Raw genomic sequence first — 18,418 nt, 5'->3', positions numbered from 1 at the left:
TTTAAAGCAGCAAGCCAACCTGTGTGCGCTTGGGCAACTTGCTCACCACCAGTTGGTGGGAACGTTGCAGCAAGCCTTGCAGCTCTTCGGTGCCCAGCGGGTAGGGCGTGTCCATGATGATCCACTGCGCCCGGGCCAGATACGGCGCCGGGTGAATGCCCGGTCGGTCGCAATGGCCCAGGAACAGGTCCTTGTCGACCTTGAAGGCCAGGGACTGGCCCCGCAGGTTCTGCAAGGCGAACATCTTGCTCCCGGCAATCGAAAACACCCTCACGCCACCCCACTTGTAATCCTCCCGCGCGCCGGGCAGCGCCAGGCAGAATTGCGCGACATCTTCTTCGCTCATTGGTCTTGCCTTCATAACAGTCGGTCCCCACAGGCATTGAATGATTCGATCAAATGGTCGATCCAGGCGCGTACTGCCGGCATTACCCCGCGCCGATGAGGGTAGACCGCTTGCAGCCAGCCGCCCGGCAATGACCAGTCAGGCAGCAGTTGCACCAGCGAGCCGTTTTCCAGTTCCTGCTCGCAATACATCATCGGTAACACGGTGAAACCCAGCCCGGACAGGGTACACGCCTTGCGCACGAGAAAATCGTCGATGCCCAATCGGGCTTCGAATGTCATTTCACAGGCCTTGCCCTGCTGGTCGAGCATCCGCAGATGCACCAGCCGATCGGCTTCCAGTGCGCCCAATATCGGCACGTTTTTCAAGTCGTCCGGGGTCTTGATCTGCCGCTCGCGAAGAAACGCCGGGCTGGCGACCATGACAGTCTGCGCCTGACGTAAGCGGCGGGTGACCAGCAGTGGGTCTTCATCACCCAGTTCCCGCACTCTCAAGGCGACATCGACGCCTTCGGTCACCAGATCAACCCGGCGGTTGAGCAGCAGCATCTCCAGCTGAACCTGCGGGAATTTCTCAAGGAACTTGCTGATCACCGACGGGAACATGTCGTGGGCCAACCCCACCGGGCAGGAAACCCGCAGTCGGCCGCGGGGTTCGCTGGACATGCTGGCCACCGCTTCATCGGCCATCTCGGCTTCCAGCAGCATTGCCTGACAGTGTCGCAAGTAGCGCTCGCCCACGGCGGTCAGGTTGAGTTGGCGGGTGGTGCGTTGCAACAGACGCGCGCCCAGGCGTTCTTCCAGTTCGGCGATGCGTCGCGACAACCGGGACTTGGGAATCCCCAGCAAACGCCCGGCCGCCGCGAAGCCGCCGGCGTCGACCACCTTGGCGAAATAGTAGAGGTCGTTGAGGTCTTGCATGATTTAAATCCAACTGTTCTATCAGTGGGACGAACTATCGCATTATTGCCGGCTAATCAGCTATTGGTTTCGTAGGTAGGATTGTTTCCATCAGGTCGCCGGGTGGCGATCCTCACCTTGGAGATCCCACATGAAATTACTGCATATCGATTCGAGCATTCTGGGTGACAACTCGGCTTCCCGTCAGTTGAGCGGTGAAGTCGTCAAAGCCTGGCAAGCCGCCGAGCCTGGCGTTGTGGTGACTTACCGCGACCTGGCCGCCGATGCCATCAGCCATTTTTCCGCCGCCACGCTGGTCGCCGCTGGCACCGCCGCTGAGCTGCGCAACGCCGCGCAACAGCATGAAGCCGATTTGGGTGCGCAGGCCCTGGCCGAATTCCTCGCCGCCGATGCCGTCGTGATTGCAGCGCCGATGTACAACTTCACCATCCCGACCCAACTCAAGGCCTGGATCGACCGCATCGCCGTAGCCGGCCAGACTTTCCGCTACACCGAAGCCGGCCCTGAAGGCCTGTGCGGCGGCAAGAAAGTGGTGATCGTTTCGACGGCTGGCGGTTTGCACGCTGGCCAACCGACCGGCACTGCTCACGAAGAGTACTTGAAGGTGATGTTCGGCTTCCTCGGTATCACCGACATCGAGTTCGTCCGTGCCCATGGCCTGGCCTACGGTGATGAAGTGCGCAGCAAAGCCATGAGCGACGCTCAGGCGCAAATCAGCGAGCAATTGTTCGCCGCCGCGTAAGGCTTGCGTAAAGACGTCAAACAGCGCACGCAATACCCCTGAAACTCTGTATTCTGGTCATCTTGATGGCCAGGTACAGAGTTTTTTTAATTTCTGCCGGTGATCAGTTTCTGGCCCAGGTTATGCAGTCGAGGGTTAATATCTGCGGTCAGGTAACAAGGTGGGGGCATTCCATGGTGCGTCTTTGTGCAACGCTACTGATTTGCCTGTTCGGCAGCCTGAATTCAGTGCACGCCGCGCCTGTGCTGTTTCCTCACTGGAGCGTCGGTTTCCATGAGATGACATTCCTCGACCCGCTGGACTTGCAGCCGATGCGCGCCATCGCCTTTTACCCGTCCAGTGAGAGGGAGCACTCCAGCAAGCTCGAGGGCTACACGGTCGAAGCCGGTGAAGACACCAAAGTCGCCATCGGACGCTTCCCGATGTTGATGCTGTCTCACGGCAATACCGGAACCCCGCTGGCCCTGCACGATCTGGCCACCTCGCTGGCACGCAAGGGGTTTGTGGTGGTGGCGGTGATCCATCCTGGCGACAACTCCAAAGACCACAGCCGCCTCGGCACCTTGAGCAATCTTTACGGGCGGCCGATCCAGATTTCCGAAGCCATTACCGCGACCTTGGGCGACCGTATGCTTGCGCCCTTCGTCAATGCCGATCAGGTCGGGGTGATCGGCTATTCGGCGGGCGGTGAGACCGCGTTGATCCTGTCCGGCGCCACCCCGGACCTGGACCGTCTGCGCCGTTATTGTCATGAGCGCCCGGACGACCACGACGCCTGCAACACTCAAGGCGAGCTGATCGTCGACCGCGATGACTTGCAGCCAGTGCCAGACCCGCGAGTGCATGCCTTGTTGTTGATGGCACCGCTGAGTCTGAAATTCGGCCGCCAGACCCTGGCCGACGTGCATGTGCCGGTGCTGCTATACAGCGGCGATGGCGACAAACTGGTGGCGTTCGACAAAAACGCCGCAGCCCTGGCGCGCAAACTGCCGACCGCTCCGGATTTCAAATTGCTGGCCGGGGCAGGGCACTTCGTGTTCCTGGCACCGTGCAACGAAGAACAGATCGCCACCATGCCGGCGCTGTGCACCGATGCCGACGGCGTCGACCGCAAGGACATTCACCGCAACCTGATCTCCGAGGCTGGACGTTTCTTCTCCCATGCACTGGGCAAACCGAGTCGGGCCGGCATGCAAACCGCGGATCAATAAATCAATCCTGGCGGATGGCGCGGTGTTTCAGTAACAAGGTCAAACCGAGCCCGGTCACGGACAACAACGCCGCACTGAAGAAAATCCACGAATACCCCAGGTTCAATGCCACCGCACCCATCAGCGGCCCGGCAATCGCCAGCGCCAGATCGAAAAACACCGCATAAGCACTCAAACCCGCCCCGCGACTGGAATTGGGCACCTGCTTGATCGCTTCCACGCCCAGCGCCGGATAGACCAGCGACAGACCGAACCCGGTCAAGCCTGCGCCGATCAAGGCGTAAACGGTCGAGGGCGCCAGCCACAACAGGACCAGCCCCACGGTTTCAATGCTCATGCAGGCAATGGCCGAGGTGAAACCGCCGAAACGGCTGATGCTGGAAATGAACAACAGCCGCGACAGAATAAAACACACCCCGAACACCGTCAGGCAGTAAGCCGCACCCGTCCAGCTACGACTGGCGTAATACAGAGTAATAAAAGTGGTGAGCGTGCCGTAGCCGATAGACGCCAGGCTCAGGCTCGCGCCGAAAGGGGCAATGCGCCCGAACACCGCCCAGAACGGCAGGCGCTCGCCGCGAGTCACTGGCACCGAGGGTTTGTTACGGATCAACAGCAGTGCCAACAGGGCCAGTAACGACAGCACAATCCCGAGGCTGGCGAAGCCCAATTCAGCCACCATCAGCACCCCCAGCGGCGCGCCAATGGCAATGGCGCCGTATGAGGCGATCCCGTTCCAGGAAATCGAACGCGCCGTGTGCTCGACACCGACCTGGCCCATGCACCAACTGATGGTGCCGACTCCGATCAACCCTTGGGCGATCCCCAGCAACAACCGGCCAGCGATCAGGATGATCAGGCTCAACAGCGGCAAACTTTGCAGCAGAGTCGACAGCAGCGTCAGCACGCCGCTCAACACAATCCCCGACAACCCGTAAACAATCGCCCGTTTGGTGCCGACGCTGTCCGACAAGCGCCCGGCCATCGGGCGGCTGAGCAGGGTGGCCAGGTATTGCGAACCGATGGTTAGCCCCGCAACGATGGCGCTGAACCCCAACTGCTCATGGACATACCCCGGCAACACGGCAATCGGCAGGCCGATGCAGAGGAAGGCAATAAAGGTATAGAAAACGATGGAAACGATCTGCAGGGTGATCGCCATGGAGCTTTGCGGGGGCAGTTGCTGCGCAGACATGAGAGCTCGTTCGCGGGCGGCGGTAGGAGAACTGCATCATGGCGCGGGCGTGAAATAAAAGGAAGCAGGCTAACGATCAAAAGATCGCAGCCTTCGGCAGCTCCTACATCGGCCGTGTTTAACCGCGATGTAGCGGGCGCCTCCAGTTCCCGTAGGAGCTGCCGCAGGCTGCGATCTTTTGATCTTGAATCGTTTGATCCTGAAAACAAAAAGCCCCGTCACCAGGACGGGGCTTTCCATTTGCAGCCAGAAGCCGCCTTACATCAACACACCCTGACTACGCAGGTAGTCGTCATAGGTGCCGCTGAAGTCGATCACGCCATCGGCGCTCAACTCGATGATGCGGGTGGCCAGGGACGATACGAACTCACGGTCGTGGCTGACGAAAATCAGCGTGCCCGGGTAGTTCTCCAGCGCCAGGTTCAGCGCCTCGATGGATTCCATGTCCAAGTGGTTGGTCGGTTCGTCCATTACCAGCACGTTCGGCTTTTGCAGGATCAGCTTGCCGAACAGCATGCGACCTTGCTCACCACCGGAGATGACCTTGACCGACTTGAGGATCTCGTCGTTGGAGAACAGCATGCGCCCGAGGGTGCCGCGAACCAGTTGCTCGCCGCCCTGGGTCCATTGGCCCATCCAGTCGAACAGGTTGCAGTCGTCTTCGAAGTCGTGCGCGTGGTCCTGGGCGTAGTAGCCCAGCTCGGCAGCGTCGGTCCATTTCACGGTGCCGGCGTCCGGGGTCAGTTCGTTGACCAGGGTGCGCAGCAGGGTGGTTTTACCGATACCGTTCGGGCCGATGATCGCCACGCGCTCGCCGGCTTCAACGGTGAAGCTGAAGTCCTTGAACAGGGTCTTGCCGTCGAAGCCTTTGGCCATGCGCTCGACGATGACCGCCTGACGGTGCAGCTTTTTGGTCTGCTCGAAACGAATGAACGGGCTGACACGGCTCGAAGGTTTGACTTCGGCCAGCTGGATCTTGTCGATCTGCTTGGCGCGGGAAGTTGCCTGCTTGGCTTTCGAGGCGTTGGCCGAGAAGCGACTGACGAACGATTGCAGTTCCGAGATCTGCGCTTTCTTCTTGGCGTTGTCCGACAGCAGTTGCTCGCGGGACTGGGTCGCCACGGTCATGTACTCGTCGTAGTTGCCTGGGAACAGGCGCAGCTCGCCGTAATCCAGGTCAGCCATGTGCGTGCACACGCTGTTCAGGAAGTGACGGTCGTGGGAGATGATGATCATCAGGCTGGAGCGCTGGGTCAGTACGTTTTCCAGCCAGCGGATGGTGTTGATGTCCAGGTGGTTGGTCGGTTCGTCGAGCAACAGCACTTCAGGATCGGAGAACAGCGCCTGCGCCAGCAACACGCGCAGTTTCCAGCCCGGCGACACTTCGCTCATCGGGCCGAAGTGCTGCTCGATGCCGATACCCAGGCCCAGCAACAGCTCGCCGGCACGGGACTCGGCGGTGTAGCCATCCATTTCGGCGAATTCGGTTTCCAGCTCGGCCACGGCCATGCCGTCTTCTTCGGTCATTTCCGGCAGCGAGTAGATGCGATCGCGCTCGGCCTTGACCTTCCACAGCTCTTCGTGACCCATGATCACGGTATCGATCACGGTGAATTCTTCGTAGGCGAACTGGTCTTGACGCAATTTACCCAGACGCACGTTCGGCTCAAGCATGACCTGGCCACCGGACGGCTCGAGATCGCCACCGAGGATTTTCATGAAAGTCGACTTGCCGCAACCGTTGGCGCCGATCAGGCCGTAGCGGTTGCCCGCGCCGAATTTGACCGAAACGTTTTCGAATAGCGGCTTGGCGCCGAACTGCATCGTGATGTTAGCTGTGGAGATCAATTACTTTACCTATCAATGGGTTGCGAGCTGCGCATTTTGGCGCTTGGGCCATACCTGGGGCGTTTTGGAGTTTCTCCATCTCTCCCCAGTCACCGCTAGACTTCAACCGGCGCGCATAAGTCGAGAGCAGCATCTGGACGCTTGTCCAAGCTGTTGGGCAATAAAGGCGGGATTCATGCCAGACATTCTGCATATTGTCGCATAAGTGTGACGGCAGTTGTACGGCGCGCGATAACGTGTCGCGAGCTTCTTCAGGTTGGCCCCGCTGCTTGGGTCTGTCCGAGTGGGTGGTTCATCCTGGTGGGAGGCAAAACGCAGGGGAAATCCTGGATTGAACGCCAATGTTATTTTTGTTCAGCGTTGTGTTCGGGACACTGGGCGCGGCTCTGGGTAAAGTCGGCAGCGCTTGCCCGGCCAGGTGTGTTTCAGAAGGATTGCTGAATGGCCAGCACTTGGTCAGGGTGGGCACCTATTCAGATTCGTCTCTCATATGCCGCGTGTGACGGTAGTCCCCCTCCAGAGCATTGAGGCATTGGTTGCCCTTACCAAGTGATTCGTTCTCAGCGACTAGAATATAAGCGTCCTCTAGTCACGGATGAATCAAATGAAACTGATTTTGGTCGTGCTTATCATGGGTTTGTTAGCCTGGAAGCTCTCCCCTGAGTTACAACCCTGGGTTGAGGCCAAGCTACCGCATCCGAAAGTACCCCCTGCAGTCACAACTGTGCCGAAGCCTGTTTCGGCGCCATTCAAATGTGACGGACGCAAATATTGCTCGCAGATGACCTCGTGTGCAGAGGCCAAAAACTTTCTGCAAAATTGTCCGGGAATGAAAATGGACGGCGACAACGATGGTGTGCCCTGTGAGTCGCAGTGGTGCCAATGACTTTTTTGCCGCTCACCGGCAGGCTAGATGGTTTAATGCGGGAAATTCTTGAAGGAGAAGGTGCCATGGAAAAGGCGTTTAGAAACCCGATGTTTTTGACTGGGCTGCCGATGGCTATCTGCGGTCTTGCTATCACCGCGCCTGGCCTGTGGATTCCCGGCCTGGGCCTAATGGTAGTTGGTTGGGCAAAAGGGAATAAACGAGCCTGACGGCACCCCTGTCCATCAGCCCACGCCCCCAAGGAACATGGAAGTGAGAAACAAATACGCTGCGGGCATGCTCTTTTTACTGACGCTTGTGACCGCTCAAAGTACTTACTCCGGCGCTACAGACGAGTCCATCGAGAAAAGATCGCAGCCTTCGGCAGCTCCTATGGGGCTGCCGTGCTACAAACTGGCGATCGTTCGGGTCGAGACTCAGAGCAAGTAGCCCGCTGCTTGTCCGAGGTGGTTGTCCTGTACGCCAGTGATCAGGTGCAGTGGAATGTGCTGTTGCTCATCAATGCACGGGATTTCGATACTTCCCACTACTTGAAGGTGTCGCTCACTCAGCCCGGTCGACTCTTCTGCCTTTGCCTTAGCCATTCTCGCGTGGTTCGCTGCGATTTCGTTGAGAGTTGACACGTTACATCTCCCGGTGACTGACCAAGCGGATCGCTGGAGTCCTTAAACGTTAATGTGAATGCCGCCGCGTCAGAATTACGTCGTTCTGGGGCCGCTATCGCCGGCATGTGCAAACCCTAAGCCAGACATTGACGCGTATTCTGCGCCACGCTTTCCATGCGACGAATGGTGTCGCGCGATGTTCAGATAGGTTTGATCAGGCCAGGGCCATCGTTGTGCACATTGCCCACGGCTTGATCAACCTTGAACCACTCGAATGTCTCGGCCGGCTCGCCCTGCGACAGTACTATCTGCTCGGCTCGCTCTTTCGGCGTGGCCGGGTCCAGCCATTCCCGGGCCAGCTCGGCATTCAGCGTCACCGGCTGCCGATCATGAATATCCACCATGCCGCCCTTGCTGTCGGCGGTGATGATCACGAAACCGTCATGTTCGTCCGGCTGATGTTCGTACCTTGGGTATTGACCGATCGCCGCGCACAGGATCGGTGCGCGATCCTTGCGGCGGATGAGGTAGGGCTGCTTCTTCGGGCCGCCCTCGTAAACCCATTCAAACCAGTTATCGATGGCAACGATCGCCCGGTGCGGCCATATGGCTTTGAAGAATGGGCCGTGACTGACTTTCTCGACCCTGGCATTGATCGGCATAGGGTGTTCTTCGGACCAATGCGGCCGCCAGCCCCAGCGAACCCTGTCGGCGTGCAGCACGTCGCCTTCCTGGTGGAAGAGAGCGAGCTGAGTCGTCGGTGCGGCGTTGTAGAGCTCGAATGGCTGATCGCCGGCATTGTTGACCAAGGCGCTGGGCATGCTCAGCGCCTTGACGAAGTCGTGAATGCCCCGGTACTGCGAAAGTCGTCCGCACATGGCTGAGCCCTCATGCTTACATCTGAGCTTAGACGATCCGTTGAACTAATAGGGCGTTAAAGCCGCGTGGCGTTTTGGCGGCATGAGTAGACACATTTTCACAGTTGAAGGTTAACTATTGGTTACAAAGTATGGCTAAAATGACATCTTTCGCCCCCATGTCGATTGTCGGCATGGCTCAAGAACGCGCCATCGGGACGCACTTTGTTCATTTCAGACGTGTGACGATTTCCGTGAAACTCATTATTGCCGCTATCTATGTCATCTCCATCGCGTATGTCCACTTGCGCGGTAAAGTGCGCCACAAACCAGGCCGCCAACTAAGCGACCACTCGACGTTTCTGGCGCCGATCAATTGCTTCCTTTATATGTTCTCGAAAATCCCCAATCGGCCTTATCTCAATCCCGCGGACTTTCCTGACTTGAGCCCATTGCAGGCTCATTGGGAAGAGATTCGCGCCGAAGGCCAGAACCTGCTCAAGGCCGGGGAGATCAAGCGCTCGAATCAATACGATGACGTCGGTTTCAATTCGTTTTTCAAAAGTGGCTGGAAGCGTTTCTATCTCAAGTGGTATGGCGACAGTCACCCATCGGCCGCGAAGCTCTGCCCGCGTACTACTGAACTGGTGCAAAGCATTGGCTCGATCAAGGCAGCGATGTTTGCCGAACTGCCACCGGGTTCCAAACTGGTCCGCCACCGCGATCCGTATGCCGGCTCGTACCGTTATCACCTGGGGCTGGAAACGCCGAACGATGCCGGTTGCTATATCAACGTCGACGGTGAGAGCTACCATTGGCGTGACGGCGAAGCGGTGATGTTCGATGAAACGTTCATTCATTACGCTGAAAACAGCACCCAGCAGAACCGCATCATCCTGTTCTGCGACGTCGAACGGCCGATGAAGTATCGCTGGGCGGCGGCGTTCAATCGCTGGTTCAGCCGCACAGTGATGGCGGCGGCGGGGGCACCGAACGATGCAGGTGACAAGACCGGTGCTATCAACCGTTTGTTTGCCAAAATCTACACGGTTCGCTTGCGCGGCAAAGCGCTCAAGAAGCGTAACCGCGCTCGCTATTACCTGGAGAAGTGGGCGATTTTTGGCGGGTTGCTGGCGATTTTTGTGCTGATCTGAGTTTTGCTTTGCGGCGCATTTAGTCATTGCGAGCAGGCCGGTATTTTCACCGCATAACCTATGGGCACTCCAATAACCAATCAGCCACGAGAACGCTTCGTGGCTTTTTTATCTGTGCTCGCTTTGGCTTTTTCTGCCGTTTTACCGGCACTCCTGGCACCGAGGCTGCGCTTGAGCAGTTCAGTCAGATCGATGACATCCGCGGTCCTGCGTTCCTCCTCGCCCGTAGCGGTTTCGACGATTTCGATCTTGCCTTCATTCGCCTTCTGCTCAACCAGCGCCATGATCTTGTCTTCGAAGCTGTCGCGGTACTCCTCGGGCGTCCAGTCGGCGCTCATGTCCTCCACCAGCCGTTTCGCCATCTCCAGTTCGCCCTTGGCCAGGTCCGGCTTGGTCACTTCACTGCCCAACTCCAGTTGATCCAGGCTGTGTACTTCGGCCGGCCAGCGCAGCATCACCAGAACCAGGGCAGACTCCAGCGGCATGACGGCCGCCAGGTGCTGGCGGGTATGCAACACTACGCGGGCGAGGGCGACCTTGCCGGTTTTGCCGAGGGTTTCGCGTAACAGCGCATAGACCTTGCCACCGCGTTTGTCCGGCGCCAAGTAATAGGGTGTGTCGATGTTTTGCAGGGGGATCTGCTTGCTGTCGACAAAGGCAAAAATGTCGATGGTTTGGGTCGACAGTGGATGGGCCGAGCGAATGTCCTCTTCGCTGAGCACCACGTAACGACCCTTTTCGTACTCGACGCCTTTGACGATGTGCGCCTGGGTGACCTCCTTGCCGGTGACCTTATTGACGCGTTTATAGCCCACCGGCTCCATGCTGCGACTGTCGAGCCAGTTGAAATCGATCCCGTGGGAAGACGTCGCCGAGACCAGCGCCACGGGGATGTGCACCAGACCGAAACTGATTGCGCCTTTCCAGATTGCCCGTGCCATCGTCGTGTTCTCGTCAGCCCATTGATGTTCAGGTGACCTGTTGCCCGGGGGAAAGTTTCAGTCGGCTGCGACCCGCTTTTGCGGGCTGATCGACGGTGCAGTCAACTGGTGTTACATCTTCTAAAGGAGGTTTTAGTTAACAAATCCGAACCCCGGGCGTAGCGTGGCTCTATTCACCCATTAAGTGTTGCACGCGCTTTTAGAGAGGTCTCCATGAACCGATGTGTGTTCGGCGTCATCGCACTGGCATTGAGCGGCGTGCTAAGCAGCCTGGCCCTGGCCGATGCCGCCGCGCCGCCATCCTCGCCCTTGCTGCTGGCCCAGAACCTGCCGGGCAGCACCAATAACAATCCTTACAACAACCCGATCCGCCGGGCCAATCCCAACAGCATGCAAGGCACGCGCCCCGGCATCCCGGTGATCCGCGGGCCGAGTACGGCGCCTGTGCCGCGACCACCGACCCTGGAGAACGGCGGTATCGGCAACCGTTATCCGCAGGATCGCCAGGCTCCTGCCAGCCCACCGACATTCATACCCAATCCACCTCATCGGGACGCAGACACCAGCAACCGTTGAACGGCAGGACAGAGGTCTTGCCAGCCATATTGACCACAAAAGGAATCGTGCATGTTGCGTAAGACCCTCCTGACCACGCTATTTGCCGGCGTAATGATCAGCACCGCGCCCGTGTTTGCCGCCCCCGCCCAAGAGCTGAAAAGTGAGGAGGGCACCCTCGAGGTCACGCCGATCGTTAAAGGTCTGGAGCATCCCTGGGCGCTGGCGTTTCTGCCCGGTCGTCAAGGGATGCTGGTGACCGAACGGCCGGGCAACCTGCGGGTGGTCAGTGCCGATGGCAAACTTTCGAGTCCGCTCAGCGGTGTGCCTCAGGTCTGGGCCAACGGGCAGGGCGGGTTGCTCGATGTGGTGTTGTCGCCCGACTTCAAGCAAGACCGCATGGTCTATCTGTCTTATGCCGAAGGCGGCGGTGAGGGCGGCAAGGCGGGTACGGCGGTCGGTCGCGGACGGTTGTCGGAAGACCTGACGGCCCTCAAGGATTTCAATGTGATCTTCCGCCAGGAGCCCAAGCTTTCGGTCGGCAATCACTTCGGCTCCCGTCTAGTGTTCGACCGCGACGGTTATCTGTTCATCACCCTGGGCGAGAACAACGATCGACCCACGGCGCAGGACCTCGACAAGCTGCAAGGCAAGGTCGTGCGGATCTATCCGGACGGCAAGGTGCCGAAGGACAACCCTTTCGTTGGGCAAAAAGGCGTTCGCCCGGAAATCTGGTCCTACGGCCATCGCAACCCGCAAGGCGCGGCGCTCAACCCCTGGAGCGGCACGCTCTGGGAAAATGAGCACGGCCCCCGGGGCGGTGACGAAGTCAACATCATCGAGCGTGGCAAGAACTATGGCTGGCCGATAGCAACCCACGGCATCAACTATTCCGGCCTGCCGATTCCGGAAGCCAAGGGCAAAATCGTCGAAGGTACCGTGGGCCCACAGCATGTCTGGGAAAAATCCCCCGGCCTCAGCGGCATGGCGTTCTACGATGGCGATCGCTTCAAGGCCTGGCAGCACAGCGTGTTTATCGGCGCGCTGGTGGGCCAGGAGCTGATCCGCCTGCAGTTCGACGGCGATAAAGTCATTCACGAAGAGCGGCTGTTGGGTGAGCTGAACAAACGGATTCGCGATGTGCGGCAGGGGCCGGATGGTTATCTGTATGTACTGACCGATGAAGACGATGGTGCCTTGTATAAGGTTGGGTTGAAGTAAACAGACTCGCACAACCTTTTTAGCAGCTGGCGTAGCCTGTGTTCGGCAGCTGCTACAGAACGTGTTTCTCCAGTCGCAGCGCGTCGGCATGGTCCTGGTAATAGTCATGAATCAGCCCGAATCGCCGATAACCGTTGCGTTCGTACAGAGCGATTGCCATCGGGTTGTCGATGCGCACTTCAAGTCGCAGGTAGGCGCAATCATGCTCAAGGGCGCAGGCTTCGGCGCGTTCGAGCAATTGCTTGCCCAGCCCACTGCCGCGAGCATCAACTGCGATCGCAATCGAGTACAGACGTGCCCGTGACGTACCCCGGTGAAACAACACCAGCGCATACCCCACCAATCGCTCGCCGCGTTGGGCCACCAGCAGTTGCCCATGAGCCCGGCTGATCATCCATCGAAAACTGCGCCGGTTGAGCCGGTCGGTGGTGAAGCATTGCTGTTCGAGTGCCAGCAGCGCTGGAACGTCTTCAATGACCGCCAGGCGAAAAACAGGATACATATGACCGCCGTAAAAGTTGTGTAACGAAACGGGACTTTCGAAAAAGTTCGTGCTTAATAGGAAAGGTCTTGTTCTCCAACGGATCAATCACTATGTCAGCGGTACAAGGTCATTGGCGCGAAGTATCCGAACAAACGTTGCCGGCGGCAATAACTTCTGCAAACTATTTAAATGCCTCGATCAGAACTTCCAGCCCGTTGATGATAATCGTCGAACGCAAGGAAGACTGGGCCTCCTACTTTCCCAGTGAAGACATCGTCAACGCCCAGGAATACCTCGAACAGACCCGTAACAACGAGCAGGGCAAACGGGTTCAGGTGATCAACCTGTGCCGCAGTTACAAGTACCTCGGGCACGGTTATTACTGCTCGCTGTTGGCCGAAGCGCGGGGGCACAAGGTGATTCCGTCGGTGCGGACCATCAGCGAACTGACCCGAAAGTCCCTGTATGGCCTGGCCTTGGACGATCTGGATAAAACCCTGGAAAGAGCCTTAAGTCATCATGTCTACAGCGACACCGAAGGTTTCACATTGACCCTGTACTTCGGCCAGACCTCCATCGAGCCATTACAGGAATTGGCTCGACAGTTATTCGAAGTTTTCCCCTGTCCGATATTGTTAGTTGAATTTCGCCGAACTAACGGTTGGCACATCGAAGGTGTAAAGTTTGGCACTCTGCATAAGTTGCGTGAAGATCAGGAAGATCAGTTTGCTAACGCGCTGGATAGTTTCAGTCGCAAAATCTGGCGCCTGCCGCGCTCCAGGCGATTGGCCCGTTATGACCTGGCCATTCTGCACGACCCGCAAGAAGCATTGCCGCCCTCCAACTCCAAGGCTCTGGACAATTTTGTCAGGGTCGGCAAGACGCTGGGCATCGATGTTGAACTGATCGAACGCAAGGACTACGCCCGAATCGCCGAATACGACGGGCTGCTGATACGCGAGACGACAAGCGTCGACAACCACACCTACCGTTTCGCGAAAAAAGCCGAGAGTGAAGGCCTGGTGGTGATGGACGATCCGGCGTCGATCCTGCGCTGTACCAATAAGGTTTACCTGACTGACTTGCTCAAGAGCCATCAGCTGGGCATGCCGGCCACTGAAATCCTCTACAAGGAGCGACCGGAAGATTTTGAGCGGGTAGGCGAGCGTCTGGGGTTTCCTTTGGTGTTGAAAATCCCCGACGGCTGTTTCTCAAGGGGCGTCATCAAGGTCGAAAGCCAGCAAGCCTTGCTCAAGGCCACCGCTGAACTGTTCGAACACTCGGTGTTGCTACTGGCTCAGGAATTCTTCTACACCGAGTACGACTGGCGCATTGGTGTGCTCAACCGCAAACCAATTTTTGCCTGCCAGTACTTTATGTCCAAGGGCCATTGGCAGATCTACAACCACAAGGCCAAAGGCCAGGACATCAACGGCGAATGCCGCACCCTGGCGGTTCACGAAGCGCCGCGAGCGGTGGTTGAACTGGCGGTGAAAACCGCGAATCTCATTGGCGACGGACTCTATGGCGTCGACCTCAAACAGTCCGGCGACAAAGTGGTGGTGATCGAAGTCAACGACAACCCGAACATCGACGCCGGCATCGAAGACGCGTACCTGCAGGACGATCTGTACACGCTGGTGCTGGAAGAGTTCGTCCGGCGGCTGGAGCTCAAACGCCGTGGTCAGGCTTGGTGAGTCCCCGTACCACCAGATACAACAACGGCCCCACAGACACGAAAATCGCCGTCACCAACAAATAAGGAACCACCGACAACCCTGACTGCCCGCGCTTGCGCGCATCCCGGTACATCCAGATACCGGCAAGCGTTGCCAACAGGTACAAATCAATGACCACCTGCGCGGTATCGGGCCGTGACATCAGGCTGATCCCGAAGTCGAGCAACGACTATTCGGCTTGCAGCATCACCGAAACGGTGTAGCCGGCGAAGGCGATCAGGGCAACGAGGGGCAGGGCGACAGACTTCATGGTTTCCTTCCTTGGGACGAATGAGCAGAATCGCCAGCCTACAGCGCCCGTTGAAAATTGGCCATTGACTTGCCATCAGCGTCCGGCTAATTTCCAGCCATGACTTCCACCGTATTGCGCTGCCAGCCAAGCATTATTACCGCCATTCCTTATTTGGCGGGCTAGCTCACGACTGCAGCACCCAACCCGCCCTAGAGGCGGGTTTTTAGTTTCTGTCTCTTGGGTTTTGAGCTTACCGGGCGCACGCAACCCGTGTAGGAGCTGCCGAAGGCTGCGATCTTTTGATTTTGCTTTTTTGGCGTCCATGAGGTTGCCGAAGATCAAGATCAAAAGATCGCAGCCTTCGGCAGCTCCTACACCGGTCGGGTAAACCCGGATACCGTAAAGGAGACGACCATGAACAGCACCCCCGCCCAGCAGAGTTTGCTTGAGCATTACGTGAAAAAGATCCTCGCCGCGCCGGTCTACGAACTCGCCGTGCGCACGCCGCTGCAAGCGGCACCGGCCTTGTCCGAGGCGTTGGGTAATCAGATCCTGCTCAAGCGCGAAGACTTGCAACCGACTTTTTCCTTCAAGATCCGTGGTGCTTACAACAAGCTGGTGAACCTGAGCGATGAACAGAAGGCTCGGGGCGTGATCACCGCATCGGCAGGCAATCATGCCCAAGGCGTAGCGTTGGCGGCTCGCGAGTTGGGGATTGCCGCCACTATCGTCATGCCCTGCACAACGCCGGAATTAAAGGTGTTGGGTGTGCACAGCCGGGGTGCCGATGCGGTGCTGCACGGCGAAAGTTTTCCGTTCGCCCTGGCCTATGCGCTGGACCTGGCACAGCAAACCGGCCGCACCTTTGTCTCGCCCTTCGACGACCCGGACGTGATCGCCGGGCAGGGCACCGTCGGCATGGAGATCCTTCGTCAGCACCAAGGGCCGCTGGATGTGATCTTTGTGCCGGTGGGCGGTGGTGGCTTGATCGCCGGTATCGCCGCGTACGTCAAATACCTGCGCCCGGAAGTGCGCATCATCGGCGTCGAGTCGGAACATTCCGCCTGTTTGCGGGCGGCCTTACAGGCCGGCGAACGGGTTGTGCTGCCAACCGTCGGCACCTTCGCCGATGGTGTGGCCGTCGCCCAGATCGGCGCGCATGGTTTCGAGGTCTGCCGGTTTTGCGTCGATGAAGTGCTGACCGTCAGTAACGACGAACTCTGTGCCGCGATCAAGAATATCTACGACGATACCCGCTCGATCACCGAACCTTCCGGCGCCCTGGCCGTGGCGGGCATCAAGCAGTACGTGGCGCAGACCGGCGCCCGAGGGCAGACCCTGGTGGCCATCGATTCCGGCGCGAACATCAACTTCGACAGCTTGCGTCATGTGGCCGAGCGCGCCGCATTGAGCGGCGCCCCGGTGTGAGGGATGGACCGTTATTCCTGAACGGCGTTCTCGACGCGGCTCGACGCCGACCAGATCCGGTAGCGCACTTCAACATCATTGGGCACGTAGAGCACGATCGGCAATTTGCTGTTGTAGCGCAGCTTGAAACCGTCACCGACCACCGGCACGAAGTCCTGCTTGCGCTTGCCGTCAGGACAGGCCATCAGGGTGCTCATCGGGCCGGTGACTTTTTCCAGCCGGTAGAACGGGTAACCCCAGCCTTCGAGGTTCTTTTCCTCAAGCATGCCGCCCAGACGCTGACGGTTGCAGTCGACGGTCAGGGTCTTGCCGGCCAGAATTTCGACCTGGTAGGCGTCTTCCTGTTTTTGCGGGGCGAGACGAATGACCTGGCGGGTAAAGCCGCTCTCCGGTTTGGGATACGGCGCGACGTCTTCGAGTGTCGCGGCCTGGGCTACGGACGACAGAACGGCAATTATCAGCCCGACGGTCGTGTTAAAGGGCAAAGCACCCATAATGCCTCCTTGCGTGTGTGTGGGGTCAGCAGATACTGAACGGATGGCCTCATTCTCACTGCCGTCCTCGGTCAATGCAAACCCGCCATCAGAGATGGGTTGCAAAATGCAGGTATCGAAAACAGTCCTTTCTTGCATTTTGCATGACGTGATGTGTTGCCTTCTTTGTTAAACCCTTGATTGGCCGACGAGCCGCAGGGCGAAATTCCGGGCATGTTTTATGCTGAAGCTGTCTTGAGCTGACCACGGTCCCGTTGAGTCAGCGCTGAAACAAAAAAACGGTCGGACGTTGGAACGATGAAGCCCGCAAGGAAGAAAAGAACGGGCGATCTGAGCTCCGACCGACAATTGATTTTCGATTGGCAATCTCATAATACCGAGAGGGTGGCCATGTTTCTTTCTGCCTTGGAACTACGCAATATCGTTGAAAGCAGTTTTCTTCCGAAACGCTGCCAATGCACGCTATCGCCGGATCTGTCGATGACCGTCAAGGTGTATTCGGACAACGAGACTGACCATCTCGACTTGTGCGTTACCGGCATAGACGCCCATCGCCTCAATGGGTGTCGGGAGATTAATCATCTGATCGCCGAGTTACGCACCGACCTTGAGCACAAGACCCATAGCCATTTGCCCAGCACTAAGTCGAAAGCTCATTAGCCGACTGTTTCACCCAATTCGAGCGACACGCGCCGGGTCTGGATAAACCCCAGACCCAGCGCTGATTCAACCAGGATCGCCAGCAAAATACCCGGCCCGGCATGACCATTGAGCCATTCGCCGAAGCCCAGCGCTGCCAAGCCGAAACAGCCAACCATAAAGCCGCTGCATATCGCACTTCTCGCTGCCGAGGGCGGTGCCTGCCGCACGAGATAAAACATCACCCCAAGCGCACCGAACAGCACCGCACTGCGCCTGGCCACAAACCCCGCTGCGGGCGAATACTCGATACTCCAGATCGCCAGCAACCATTGCGGCATCAAACCCCACACCAGCGCCAGCAGAAAGCAAAGCGCGGCGGTGAACGTTGAAAGCGTGCGAAACGAGAACGGCATGGCGAATCCTTTCGGCAGTAGAGGGGGACGCCGAAGCATAGCCTCAGAATCCCCGCAGGCCTACCGCCAAGTGCCGAATCAGAATCGTCTGTCAGCTCTGATAACTGCACGCGTCAGAAAGTTTTCGATAGGTAATTTCCGCAGGCTTGCCCGAGGTGCTATCGATGTACTTCATGTCCGCCGTGACCACTTCGCAGTCCAGCGTCGACGGTTCGGTCATGGAAATGACCTTGCCCACATTCAGCGGCATGCCGTAGTGATAAGGCACGGCCTGAGAGGACGACGTATCGTTGGCCTGAGCAAAACCGGCGAGTGCGGTGCAGGTGAGGGCGGTGGTCATCAGCAGTGTTCGCATGTTCATGATGGGTCTCCAGTGCAGAGGGGAAGCCAGTTCGATGCAAGAGCGTCGAACCTGCCGCACTGGGCGTCAGAGGGTGCTGAGGGAGTGCGGTCCAGTAAAGTTTTGGACCGTGGGGTTAAGCCATGGTTAACCGGGCTGAATACC

General features: G+C 58.2%; 19 protein-coding genes and 4 pseudogenes. 10 read left to right on the top strand and 13 right to left on the bottom strand.

Annotated features, from left to right (window positions below; translation table 11 throughout):
- Position 1: 1 nt before the first annotated feature.
- Both LOY36_RS14820 and LOY36_RS14815 read right to left on the bottom strand, forming a co-directional pair.
- Complete coding sequence (locus LOY36_RS14820; protein WP_028940519.1) at positions 2–361, bottom strand: MmcQ/YjbR family DNA-binding protein; 360 nt, start codon at positions 359–361, stop codon at positions 2–4.
- Positions 358–1,266 carry a LysR substrate-binding domain-containing protein gene (locus tag LOY36_RS14815; protein ID WP_019649947.1) on the bottom strand — a complete coding sequence of 303 codons (909 nt, stop codon included), beginning with the start codon at positions 1,264–1,266 and terminating at the stop codon, positions 358–360. The genes LOY36_RS14820 and LOY36_RS14815 overlap by 4 nt, the downstream gene beginning before the upstream one ends.
- Before the next feature lie 130 nt (positions 1,267–1,396).
- Between LOY36_RS14815 and LOY36_RS14810 the strand changes: the two genes are divergently transcribed.
- Together LOY36_RS14810 and LOY36_RS14805 are read left to right on the top strand one after the other, a co-directional pair.
- On the top strand, positions 1,397–2,008 hold the full coding sequence (locus LOY36_RS14810) for an FMN-dependent NADH-azoreductase (RefSeq protein WP_064618091.1): 612 nt from the start codon (positions 1,397–1,399) through the stop codon (positions 2,006–2,008).
- A gap of 173 nt (positions 2,009–2,181) precedes the next feature.
- Positions 2,182–3,219, top strand: coding sequence for a dienelactone hydrolase (locus LOY36_RS14805; RefSeq protein ID WP_019649945.1), 1,038 nt, complete (start codon positions 2,182–2,184; stop codon positions 3,217–3,219).
- Between the two features lies 1 nt (position 3,220).
- Here the strand turns inward: LOY36_RS14805 and LOY36_RS14800 are convergent, their stop codons facing one another.
- The 3 genes and pseudogenes from LOY36_RS14800 to LOY36_RS14790 all read right to left on the bottom strand — a co-directional run.
- The gene (locus LOY36_RS14800; protein WP_258668529.1) at positions 3,221–4,414 is read right to left on the bottom strand and encodes an MFS transporter; all 1,194 of its coding nucleotides are present in this window, start codon (positions 4,412–4,414) and stop codon (positions 3,221–3,223) included.
- A gap of 258 nt (positions 4,415–4,672) precedes the next feature.
- Positions 4,673–6,262 carry an ABC-F family ATPase gene (locus tag LOY36_RS14795; RefSeq protein ID WP_026286413.1) on the bottom strand — a complete coding sequence of 530 codons (1,590 nt, stop codon included), beginning with the start codon at positions 6,260–6,262 and terminating at the stop codon, positions 4,673–4,675.
- Positions 6,246–6,517, bottom strand: a pseudogene (locus LOY36_RS14790) (hypothetical protein); the annotation flags it as partial. The pseudogene LOY36_RS14790 and the gene LOY36_RS14795, both read right to left, overlap by 17 nt.
- A gap of 349 nt (positions 6,518–6,866) precedes the next feature.
- Here LOY36_RS14790 and LOY36_RS14785 point away from each other — a divergent pair.
- Together LOY36_RS14785 and LOY36_RS14780 are read left to right on the top strand one after the other, a co-directional pair.
- Positions 6,867–7,148, top strand: coding sequence for an excalibur calcium-binding domain-containing protein (locus LOY36_RS14785; protein WP_258668526.1), 282 nt, complete (start codon positions 6,867–6,869; stop codon positions 7,146–7,148).
- Positions 7,145–7,357, top strand: coding sequence for a hypothetical protein (locus LOY36_RS14780; RefSeq protein ID WP_155943474.1), 213 nt, complete (start codon positions 7,145–7,147; stop codon positions 7,355–7,357). The genes LOY36_RS14785 and LOY36_RS14780 overlap by 4 nt, the downstream gene beginning before the upstream one ends.
- A gap of 207 nt (positions 7,358–7,564) precedes the next feature.
- Here LOY36_RS14780 and LOY36_RS14775 read toward each other — a convergent pair whose 3' ends face one another.
- Both LOY36_RS14775 and LOY36_RS14770 read right to left on the bottom strand, forming a co-directional pair.
- Positions 7,565–7,771: a hypothetical protein gene (locus tag LOY36_RS14775; RefSeq protein WP_019649940.1), complete on the bottom strand. Its 207-nt coding sequence runs from the start codon at positions 7,769–7,771 to the stop codon at positions 7,565–7,567.
- A gap of 182 nt (positions 7,772–7,953) precedes the next feature.
- Complete coding sequence (locus LOY36_RS14770) at positions 7,954–8,631, bottom strand: SOS response-associated peptidase family protein (protein WP_258668525.1); 678 nt, start codon at positions 8,629–8,631, stop codon at positions 7,954–7,956.
- A gap of 233 nt (positions 8,632–8,864) precedes the next feature.
- Here LOY36_RS14770 and lpxO point away from each other — a divergent pair, with 233 nt between their 5' ends.
- Positions 8,865–9,764: a lipid A hydroxylase LpxO gene (gene lpxO, locus LOY36_RS14765; RefSeq protein WP_026286412.1), complete on the top strand. Its 900-nt coding sequence runs from the start codon at positions 8,865–8,867 to the stop codon at positions 9,762–9,764.
- An 80-nt stretch (positions 9,765–9,844) separates the two neighbouring features.
- Here the strand turns inward: lpxO and LOY36_RS14760 are convergent, their stop codons facing one another.
- Entirely contained in the window at positions 9,845–10,705 is an 861-nt protein-coding gene (locus LOY36_RS14760) for a Ku protein (RefSeq protein WP_258668524.1), read from the bottom strand.
- A 213-nt stretch (positions 10,706–10,918) separates the two neighbouring features.
- On the opposite strand from LOY36_RS14760, the gene LOY36_RS14755 reads away from it, so the two are divergent.
- Together LOY36_RS14755 and LOY36_RS14750 are read left to right on the top strand one after the other, a co-directional pair.
- Positions 10,919–11,281 carry a hypothetical protein gene (locus tag LOY36_RS14755; protein WP_026345913.1) on the top strand — a complete coding sequence of 121 codons (363 nt, stop codon included), beginning with the start codon at positions 10,919–10,921 and terminating at the stop codon, positions 11,279–11,281.
- A 51-nt stretch (positions 11,282–11,332) separates the two neighbouring features.
- On the top strand, positions 11,333–12,481 hold the full coding sequence (locus LOY36_RS14750; RefSeq protein ID WP_258668523.1) for a PQQ-dependent sugar dehydrogenase: 1,149 nt from the start codon (positions 11,333–11,335) through the stop codon (positions 12,479–12,481).
- Positions 12,482–12,536: 55 nt separating this feature from the next.
- On the opposite strand, the pseudogene rimI reads toward LOY36_RS14750, so the two are convergent.
- Positions 12,537–12,983 (bottom strand): annotated as a pseudogene (gene rimI / locus LOY36_RS14745) (ribosomal protein S18-alanine N-acetyltransferase); the annotation flags it as partial.
- A gap of 200 nt (positions 12,984–13,183) precedes the next feature.
- Between rimI and LOY36_RS14740 the strand changes: the two are divergent.
- Entirely contained in the window at positions 13,184–14,662 is a 1,479-nt protein-coding gene (locus tag LOY36_RS14740; RefSeq protein WP_258668522.1) for a RimK family protein, read from the top strand.
- On the opposite strand, the pseudogene LOY36_RS14735 reads toward LOY36_RS14740, so the two are convergent.
- Positions 14,637–14,954, bottom strand: a pseudogene (locus LOY36_RS14735) (DUF2834 domain-containing protein). The gene LOY36_RS14740 and the pseudogene LOY36_RS14735 sit on opposite strands and share 26 nt — an antisense overlap.
- Before the next feature lie 396 nt (positions 14,955–15,350).
- Here LOY36_RS14735 and ilvA point away from each other — a divergent pair.
- Positions 15,351–16,346, top strand: a pseudogene (ilvA, locus tag LOY36_RS14730) (threonine ammonia-lyase, biosynthetic); the annotation flags it as partial.
- A gap of 29 nt (positions 16,347–16,375) precedes the next feature.
- On the opposite strand, the gene eco reads toward ilvA, so the two are convergent.
- On the bottom strand, positions 16,376–16,858 hold the full coding sequence (gene eco / locus LOY36_RS14725) for a serine protease inhibitor ecotin (protein ID WP_258668520.1): 483 nt from the start codon (positions 16,856–16,858) through the stop codon (positions 16,376–16,378).
- Positions 16,859–17,248: 390 nt separating this feature from the next.
- On the opposite strand from eco, the gene LOY36_RS14720 reads away from it, so the two are divergent.
- Positions 17,249–17,518, top strand: a complete 270-nt coding sequence (locus LOY36_RS14720; RefSeq protein ID WP_026286409.1) for a DUF1652 domain-containing protein — start codon at positions 17,249–17,251, stop codon at positions 17,516–17,518.
- On the opposite strand, the gene LOY36_RS14715 is transcribed toward LOY36_RS14720, so the two are convergent.
- Both LOY36_RS14715 and LOY36_RS14710 read right to left on the bottom strand, forming a co-directional pair.
- Positions 17,515–17,913 carry a hypothetical protein gene (locus LOY36_RS14715; protein ID WP_019649930.1) on the bottom strand — a complete coding sequence of 133 codons (399 nt, stop codon included), beginning with the start codon at positions 17,911–17,913 and terminating at the stop codon, positions 17,515–17,517. The genes LOY36_RS14720 and LOY36_RS14715 overlap by 4 nt on opposite strands.
- Positions 17,914–18,004: 91 nt before the next feature.
- Positions 18,005–18,274: a DUF2790 domain-containing protein gene (locus tag LOY36_RS14710; protein ID WP_258668519.1), complete on the bottom strand. Its 270-nt coding sequence runs from the start codon at positions 18,272–18,274 to the stop codon at positions 18,005–18,007.
- Positions 18,275–18,418: the final 144 nt, after the last annotated feature.

It is taken from the genome of Pseudomonas sp. B21-019 (genome assembly GCF_024749225.1).
GTDB lineage: Bacteria > Pseudomonadota > Gammaproteobacteria > Pseudomonadales > Pseudomonadaceae > Aquipseudomonas.
The sequence above is the reverse complement of the archived record's forward strand: the minus strand, read 5'-3'. Positions and strand labels throughout refer to the sequence as shown.

Coding starts and splice junctions, on each gene's coding strand:
- LOY36_RS14770 (WP_258668525.1), bottom strand. CDS start 8,631: ATGTGCGGACGACTTTCGCAGTACCGGGGCATTCACGACTTCGTCAAG.
- LOY36_RS14800 (WP_258668529.1), bottom strand. CDS start 4,414: ATGTCTGCGCAGCAACTGCCCCCGCAAAGCTCCATGGCGATCACCCTG.
- LOY36_RS14780 (WP_155943474.1), top strand. CDS start 7,145: ATGACTTTTTTGCCGCTCACCGGCAGGCTAGATGGTTTAATGCGGGAA.
- LOY36_RS14805 (WP_019649945.1), top strand. CDS start 2,182: ATGGTGCGTCTTTGTGCAACGCTACTGATTTGCCTGTTCGGCAGCCTG.
- LOY36_RS14715 (WP_019649930.1), bottom strand. CDS start 17,913: ATGCCGTTCTCGTTTCGCACGCTTTCAACGTTCACCGCCGCGCTTTGC.
- LOY36_RS14720 (WP_026286409.1), top strand. CDS start 17,249: ATGTTTCTTTCTGCCTTGGAACTACGCAATATCGTTGAAAGCAGTTTT.
- LOY36_RS14820 (WP_028940519.1), bottom strand. CDS start 361: ATGAAGGCAAGACCAATGAGCGAAGAAGATGTCGCGCAATTCTGCCTG.
- LOY36_RS14760 (WP_258668524.1), bottom strand. CDS start 10,705: ATGGCACGGGCAATCTGGAAAGGCGCAATCAGTTTCGGTCTGGTGCAC.
- eco (WP_258668520.1), bottom strand. CDS start 16,858: ATGGGTGCTTTGCCCTTTAACACGACCGTCGGGCTGATAATTGCCGTT.
- LOY36_RS14785 (WP_258668526.1), top strand. CDS start 6,867: ATGAAACTGATTTTGGTCGTGCTTATCATGGGTTTGTTAGCCTGGAAG.
- LOY36_RS14740 (WP_258668522.1), top strand. CDS start 13,184: ATGATAATCGTCGAACGCAAGGAAGACTGGGCCTCCTACTTTCCCAGT.
- LOY36_RS14710 (WP_258668519.1), bottom strand. CDS start 18,274: ATGAACATGCGAACACTGCTGATGACCACCGCCCTCACCTGCACCGCA.
- LOY36_RS14815 (WP_019649947.1), bottom strand. CDS start 1,266: ATGCAAGACCTCAACGACCTCTACTATTTCGCCAAGGTGGTCGACGCC.
- LOY36_RS14810 (WP_064618091.1), top strand. CDS start 1,397: ATGAAATTACTGCATATCGATTCGAGCATTCTGGGTGACAACTCGGCT.
- LOY36_RS14755 (WP_026345913.1), top strand. CDS start 10,919: ATGAACCGATGTGTGTTCGGCGTCATCGCACTGGCATTGAGCGGCGTG.
- LOY36_RS14750 (WP_258668523.1), top strand. CDS start 11,333: ATGTTGCGTAAGACCCTCCTGACCACGCTATTTGCCGGCGTAATGATC.